At 63.2% G+C, this 6,493-nt stretch carries 6 protein-coding genes and 1 pseudogene; 3 read left to right on the forward strand and 4 right to left on the reverse strand.

The genetic code is table 11. The features are described 5' to 3' along the window. The 3 genes from B3873_RS00575 to B3873_RS00585 form a co-directional block, all read right to left on the reverse strand. The coding region (locus tag B3873_RS00575) for an MFS transporter (protein ID WP_286863516.1) at positions 1–385 on the reverse strand (385 nt) is incomplete at its 3' end. A 148-nt stretch (positions 386–533) separates the two neighbouring features. Next, entirely contained in the window at positions 534–1,292 is a 759-nt protein-coding gene (locus B3873_RS00580; protein WP_286863518.1) for an SDR family oxidoreductase, read from the reverse strand. A 45-nt stretch (positions 1,293–1,337) separates the two neighbouring features. Next, positions 1,338–2,771, reverse strand: coding sequence for an aldehyde dehydrogenase family protein (locus B3873_RS00585; protein WP_286863520.1), 1,434 nt, complete (start codon positions 2,769–2,771; stop codon positions 1,338–1,340). 307 nt (positions 2,772–3,078) lie between these two features. Between B3873_RS00585 and B3873_RS00590 the strand changes: the two genes are divergently transcribed. The 3 genes from B3873_RS00590 (at position 3,079) to B3873_RS00600 (ending at position 6,286) form a co-directional block, all read left to right on the forward strand. Continuing rightward, on the forward strand, positions 3,079–3,855 hold the full coding sequence (locus B3873_RS00590; protein ID WP_134222326.1) for a FadR/GntR family transcriptional regulator: 777 nt from the start codon (positions 3,079–3,081) through the stop codon (positions 3,853–3,855). 64 nt (positions 3,856–3,919) lie between these two features. After that, positions 3,920–4,861 carry a LysR substrate-binding domain-containing protein gene (locus B3873_RS00595; RefSeq protein ID WP_121040118.1) on the forward strand — a complete coding sequence of 314 codons (942 nt, stop codon included), beginning with the start codon at positions 3,920–3,922 and terminating at the stop codon, positions 4,859–4,861. A 243-nt stretch (positions 4,862–5,104) separates the two neighbouring features. Further along, a complete protein-coding gene (locus tag B3873_RS00600; protein ID WP_286863521.1) occupies positions 5,105–6,286 on the forward strand; it encodes a GGDEF domain-containing protein in 1,182 nt (393 codons plus the stop codon). A gap of 26 nt (positions 6,287–6,312) precedes the next feature. Here B3873_RS00600 and B3873_RS00605 read toward each other — a convergent pair. Continuing rightward, positions 6,313–6,493, reverse strand: a pseudogene (locus tag B3873_RS00605) (error-prone DNA polymerase); the annotation flags it as partial.

Consider the following 6,493-nt stretch of genomic DNA (forward strand, 5'->3'; position numbering starts at 1 on the left):
CGGCCACCCCCAGCAGGAAGCGCATGATGTAGAACATTTCCGGCGTGGAGACATAGGCCATCGCGCCCGAGATGATGCCCCAGGTGATCATGATGCGGGCGATCCAGAGGCGTGCGCCGACCTTGTGCAGGATCATGTTGCTGGGCACTTCGAAGACGAAGTAACCCAGGAAGAAGATGCCCGCGCCCAGGCCGTAGACGGTATCGCTGAATTTCAGGTCCTGCAGCATCTGCAGCTTGGCAAAGCCGACGTTGACCCGGTCCAGGTAGGAAGCCACATAGCACAGGAACAGCAGCGGCAGCAGCCGCCAGGTGACCTTGCTGTAGGTCGCGTCTTCAAAGGATGCGCGCGCGCCGTCGGCGGCTGCGCCTGCTTGGTAGGTCATGTCTCGCTCCAGATAGTGTTTGACGTATCGTTGTTGTGCGTCGCCGGTTCTTTGTGACCGCTTGACGGTGCCACGCATTGTAGTGGCGGTGAGGACATTGTCAAATCATTATCCTCACCGCTTGCATGAAGATTTTTACACCGCCGTCCTACACGCAACGCCCGCCATCGACCTCGATGCACACGCCGGTGACGAACTCTGCTTCATCCGAGCCCAGGTAGAGGCAGGCATTGGCGATGTCTTCCGGGGTGGAGAAACGGCCCATGGGGATGGTGGCGACGAACTTCTTGCGGTTTTCCGGGGTGTCGGGCACGCCCATGAATTCGGACAGCAGGCCGGTGGCCGAGATGACCGGATTGACGCAGTTCACGCGGATCTTGTCCGGACCCAGTTCGGCCGCCATCGACTTGCTGGTGGTGATGACGGCGCCCTTGCTGCCGTTGTACCAGGTCAGCCCGGGACGCGGGCGGATGCCGGCGGTGGAGGCGATGTTGACGAAAGCACCGCCGCCGACCTGGCGGAAATAGGGCACGAAGGTCTTGGCCGAGAGGAAGATGCTCTTTACGTTGACTGCATAGACGCGGTCGAACTCGTCTTCTTCCACTTCCAGCATGGGGCGGTTGCGATGCGTGGTGCCGGCATTGTTGACGACGATGTCGAGCTTGCCGAAGTGTTCCAGGGCGCTGGCCAGCAACTGGTCCATGTCAGCGCGCTTGGAGACGTCGGCCTTGGCGAAGACCGCACGGCCGCCCGCCGCCTTGATCTCTTCGACCACCCGCAGGCCGCCCGTTTCGCCGATATCGGCCACCACCACGCAGGCGCCTTCACGGGCATAGGCCTTGGCGATGCCTTCTCCGAAACCCGAACCGCCACCGGTAACGATGGCTACCTTGTCTTGCAAACGCATGATGTGTCTCCTTGAAAATTGTGTGTGTTGAATGAGGGGGGGATGTCAGCCGTGGCGGATGGCGATGGTCTTGAGGACCGTGAAGCCATAGAGCGCTTCGAATCCCTTCTCGCGCCCGTGGCCGCTGGCCTTGACGCCGCCGAAGGGCAGTTCCACGCCGCCGCCGGCGCCATAGTTGTTGATGAAGACCTGGCCGCTGCGAATGGCGCGCGCCAGCCGCAGCTGGCGGCCGCCGTCGCGGGTCCAGACGCTGGCCACCAGGCCGTAGTCGGTGCCATTGGCCAGGGCGATGGCATCGGCTTCATCCTCGAAGGACATGGCCGCCAGCACCGGACCGAATACTTCTTCCTGCGCCAGCCGATGCTGCGGCGGCACGTCGCGCAGCAGGGCCGGGGCCTGGTAGAAACCGCCGGCCGGGGCCCCGGGCGCGATTTCACCTTGCGCCACCAGGGCGATGCCGTCGCGCCGTGCATCCGAGAGGAAACCGGTCACACGTTCCTGCTGGGTCTTGCGGATCAGCGGACCACAGTCCAGGTCCATCTGCGAGGAGCCCACCTTGAGCTGCGAAAACAGCCCGGCAAGCCGCTCCAGCACCTGTTCGTAAGCGCCGCGCTGGACCAGCAGGCGGCTGCCGGCCGAGCAGGTCTGGCCGGCGTTCTGCACGATGGCATTGACCACCACCGGCAGCAGGGCGTCCATGTCGGCATCCTCGAAGATCACCTGCGGCGACTTGCCGCCCAGTTCCAGGGTGACCGGGGTGTGATGCTCGGCGGCCGCGCGCACCACCAGTTTGCCCACGTTGGGTGAGCCGGTGAAGGACACGTGGTTCACATCGGGATGCTTGACCAGCAGGTCGCCGGCCTCGTGGCCATAGCCGGTGACGATGTTGAGTGCACCCTCGGGGAAGCCCGCCTCAGCGGCCAGTTCGGCTACCCGGAGGATGGACAGGCAGGCATCCTCGGCCGGCTTGACCACGCAGGTATTGCCAGCGGCCAGGGCGCCGCCCACGCAGCGTCCGAAGATCTGCATCGGGTAGTTCCACGGCACGATGTGGCCGGTCACGCCGTGCGGCTCGCGCAGGGTCAGTACCGTATAGCCGGCCTGGTAGGGAATGGTGTCGCCGTGCAGCTTGTCAGCGGCACCGGCGTAGAACTCGAAGTAGCGCACGATGGCCGCAGCATCGGCACGTGCCTGTTTCATGGGTTTGCCGCAGTCGCGTCCTTCCAGCTGGGCCAGTTCTTCCTGGTGATCCTGCAGCTTGTGGGCCAGCTTCATCAGCAGGCGGCTGCGCTCGGCGGCGGAAAGCTTGCCCCACGCACCTTCATACGCGCGGCGTGCTGCCTGCACGGCCTGGTCGATGTCGGCGGCATTGCCACGGGCGATGGCCTCGAAGGCCTGGCCATCGGAGGGATCGATGACGGGGATGCTTTCGCCGGAGGCGGGGGCGACCCAGCGATTGTCGATGAAGTGCTGTTTCATGGCAGTGCGGTCCTTGGAGGCGGATGACGGGGGAGCAGCACAGGGAAGCGGCAGGATGGCACGCCATGCAGGCGCGGGCCTGCGTCGAACGGTCAGTCCGAACGGGGCCGGGAAGGGCTTGTCTCCTGGTGTCTTGTCGTGTGCTGCTGTTTTTGTTGTGCCTGAATCTAAGCCTGCGCATCCAAGATGTCAAATATATTTACTACTTTGATGACTACTTGCATCGGATGGCTGGCGGTGAGACTGACAAATCCGCTACCATGCGGCCCATGCCGTTCCTGTCATTTCCTGCCTAACTGGAGTGTCGATGCCCTCATCGAGCAAGCCCCCGCGCCCTGGCGCTTCCGGTGACATCCTGAGCCTGGCCGCGGCCGGCCTGGGTCCGGTGCGGCCGGAACGCTTCGCTGAACGCGTGTATGAAACCTTGTTCCATGCCATCGTCGAAGGCCGCATTGCCGTCGGCAGCAAACTGCCTTCTGAAAACGACCTGGCCACGTTGTTCGAGGTCTCGCGGCCGGTGGTGCGGCAGGCGCTGGACCGGCTGCGTGAAGATCAGCTGGTGGAGTCCCAGCGTGGCTCCGGGACCTATGTGAAGGAAAAGGCAGGATTGGCCCCGGCCCGTCCCGATGGCGAACCCGAGACCCGCATCGGCCACATCATGAACGGGCTGGAACTGCGGCTGGTGCTGGAACCGGAATGCGCCTACATGGCGGCCCTGCGACGCAACAAGCAGGATCTGGAAAAGATGGATGCCTTGCTGCTCGGATTCGAGGAAGCCAACCGCGTGGGCGGCATCGCCCATCACTATGATTTCGGCTTCCATGAAGCCATCGCCCAGGCCACCGGCAACCAGCGCTTCGTGCAGGTGATGAAGACGCTGGAATACGATGTCAGCCACGCCGTCAACATGCTGCGCCACCTGATGCAGATCCCGCCCTGGAAGCGCTCGCAGGATGCCATGGACGAACATCGCCAGATCTTCGAGCTGATCCGCTTGCAGGATGCTGAAGGCGCACGGCGCGCCATGCGTGGCCACATCGAGAATGCCCGCACGCGCATGTTCAACAGCCGGCCTGGCCTGTGAGTCTGCTTGTCATTCAAGCTGTCAACTCTTTTAACTACTTATTCTTCCGCAGGAAGCCCATCCCATGGAATTACGCCAACTGCGCTACTTCGTGGCCATCGTCGATCACGGCTCGCTCTCACGCGCAGCGCGTGTGCTGCACATCGCCCAGCCGGCGCTGACCCAGCAGATCCGCCAGCTGGAAGACGAGATGGCGGCGCAATTGCTGCATCGTTCGGCCCAAGGGGTCATCGCTACCGATGCCGGCAAGGTTTTCTATGAGCACGCGCTGGCGATTTTGAAACAGGTGCAGGATGCCAAGCAGGCCGTGGCGCAGTCCACCGACAAACCCTCGGGTACGGTGGCGCTGGGCATTCCGCAGAGCGTCTCCAATGCGCTGGCCTTGCCGCTGCTCAATGCAGTGCGCTCGATCTACCCCGAGATCACCCTGCAACTGACCGAGGAATTGACCGGCAACCTCATCACCCAGTTGAAATCCGGCCGCATCAATCTGGCGGTGCTGTTTGACGATGGCCAACTGTCGTCCTTCGCAGCCACGCCCATGATCGAGGAAGAGATGATGTACATCACCCGCGCCAAGTCGCGCTATGGGGTGAAAGGCCGCAAGGGCGTGCCGCTGGCCAAGGCCATCGAAGCCCCGCTGATCCTGCCGGGCCTGGCCCATGGGGTGCGCCCGCGCATCGAGAGCCTGGTGCGCGGCCAGGGCATGAGCCTGGACAACGTCATCGAGATCAACTCGGTGGCCATCCTCAAATCGGCCATCCTGGCCGATATCGGCGCCACCATCCTGCCGGTGGCGCCGCTGCTGGCCGACATCGAGCGCGGCGAGATGGTCGCCCATGCCATTGCCGGCGAACAGATCTCGCGCACCCTGGTGCTGTGCGCCTCGCGCAATATCCCGCTGACCACCGCGGCTGCTGCGGTGGAACGGCTGGTGTTGGATGTGACCGATGCGCTGTGCCGTTCCGGCCAGTGGGGACATACCCGGCTGTTGGAACGTACATGAACCACGCTAATAAAGTGAATAAAATTGAACAAGCGCCGTCTTTTTTAGCTTAAAAGTTCAGATTTTTTGATGAATTGCTGAAAATCACTGCTGAGCTGGCGCCTTCGGTTACACTGGCGTCGACCCTGGCCGTCCTCGAGCCCCAAGCCAACTGAGGACGCCGCCGATGCGCTGAGGGGCGCATCCTCCGCATCGCTTGCCGCGATGCCTTCTATACCTGCCCGCAAGGGCAAGCGAATCCGCATGAATCCTTTCACCGCCAGCATTGCGCTGGCCATCGTACAGTTTTGCAGTGGCGTGATCATGACCGGGCTGTTCATCAGCACGCCGTCAGAGCGCTTCACGCGGCTGTGGGCGCTGTCGGGCGTGTTCTCGGCACTGGGGATCTGCGTCACCGTTGCAGTGTACGCCGGGCTGGCTGGCAGCCTGCGGCCGCTCGGCTTGTTGCTGGGCAATACACTGGTGTTTTCTTCCGGCATCGTTGCCTGGCGCGGACTGCGCAGCTTTTACCAGCGCCAGTCGGGCGACTGGCCTTGGATGCTGGTGATCGCCTATGCCGTCAGCTTTACCGCGCTGCTGATCGGCGGTGCCGATTTCACCCATCGTGCCTACCTCGCCGTAGGCGGCATGCAGGTGGTGTTCTGCCTGGTGCTGCTTGAATTCTTCAAGGGCTTGTCCGGGCCGCTGGCCGCGCGCTATCCGCGCTGGACCTTTGGCCGCTGGATCGGCATCGTGGCCTTGCTGATCCTCAGCGCCACCCATGTGAGCCGGCTGCTGCTGTCGTTGTCGCATCCGGAACTGTTCATGCCCCCCGAGATGAGCAGTCTGGGCGTGGGCCTGATCTATCTGATTCCCATCAGCGGCACCTTGCTGCTGTCGGTGTCGCTGATGATGATCTACTTCGAACGGCTGCTGGCCGACAAGCAGCGCCTGGCCACCGAAGATGAACTGACCGGCACCCTCAACCGCCGCGAGCTGGTGCGCTGTGGCGAAGAGGCGCTGGCCCGGGCCGTGCAGGGCAGGCGGGTCCTGACGCTGGCCTTCATCGATGTGGATCACTTCAAAGACATCAACGACACCCACGGCCACCTGGTCGGGGATCGGGTGCTGGCTGACATCGGCGCCTTGCTGCGCGAGCACTGCTGCCAGGGCGGCATGGTCGGCCGCTACGGTGGCGAAGAATTTTGTGCGGTCTTCCCGGACTGGTCGGAAGCCCAGGCACGCCAGATTGCCCAGCATCTGCTGGAAACCGTACGCAACCACGATTTCGGCCATGGGCAGACAGTTACCATCAGCGTCGGATTGGCCGTGCTGTCACCGGGCCAATCCAGCAGCTGGGATGCGCTGGTGCACGAAGCCGACCTGGCCCTGTACCGTGCCAAGAGCGAAGGGCGCAATGCTTTCCGGATGGCGCTGGCGGCTTGATCCGGACGCTGCCTTGCAGGGCCGTTTCAGAAGAAATCCCGGCTGCGCGGCTGCAGCTCCCCCAGCAGATGGGTCCAGTCTTCCAGCCGTCCCGCCACCAGGTGGCGCACTTCTCCATGGCACTGCCAGCTCCCATATACCCCTAGCAGTCGTGCATTCAAGACCTCGCTGCGCTGCCGTTCCAGTACCGAAGGCCAGACGATCAGG

The sequence above is a fragment of the Herbaspirillum sp. UBA812 genome (genome assembly GCF_002296545.1).
GTDB lineage: Bacteria > Pseudomonadota > Gammaproteobacteria > Burkholderiales > Burkholderiaceae_D > Herbaspirillum > Herbaspirillum huttiense.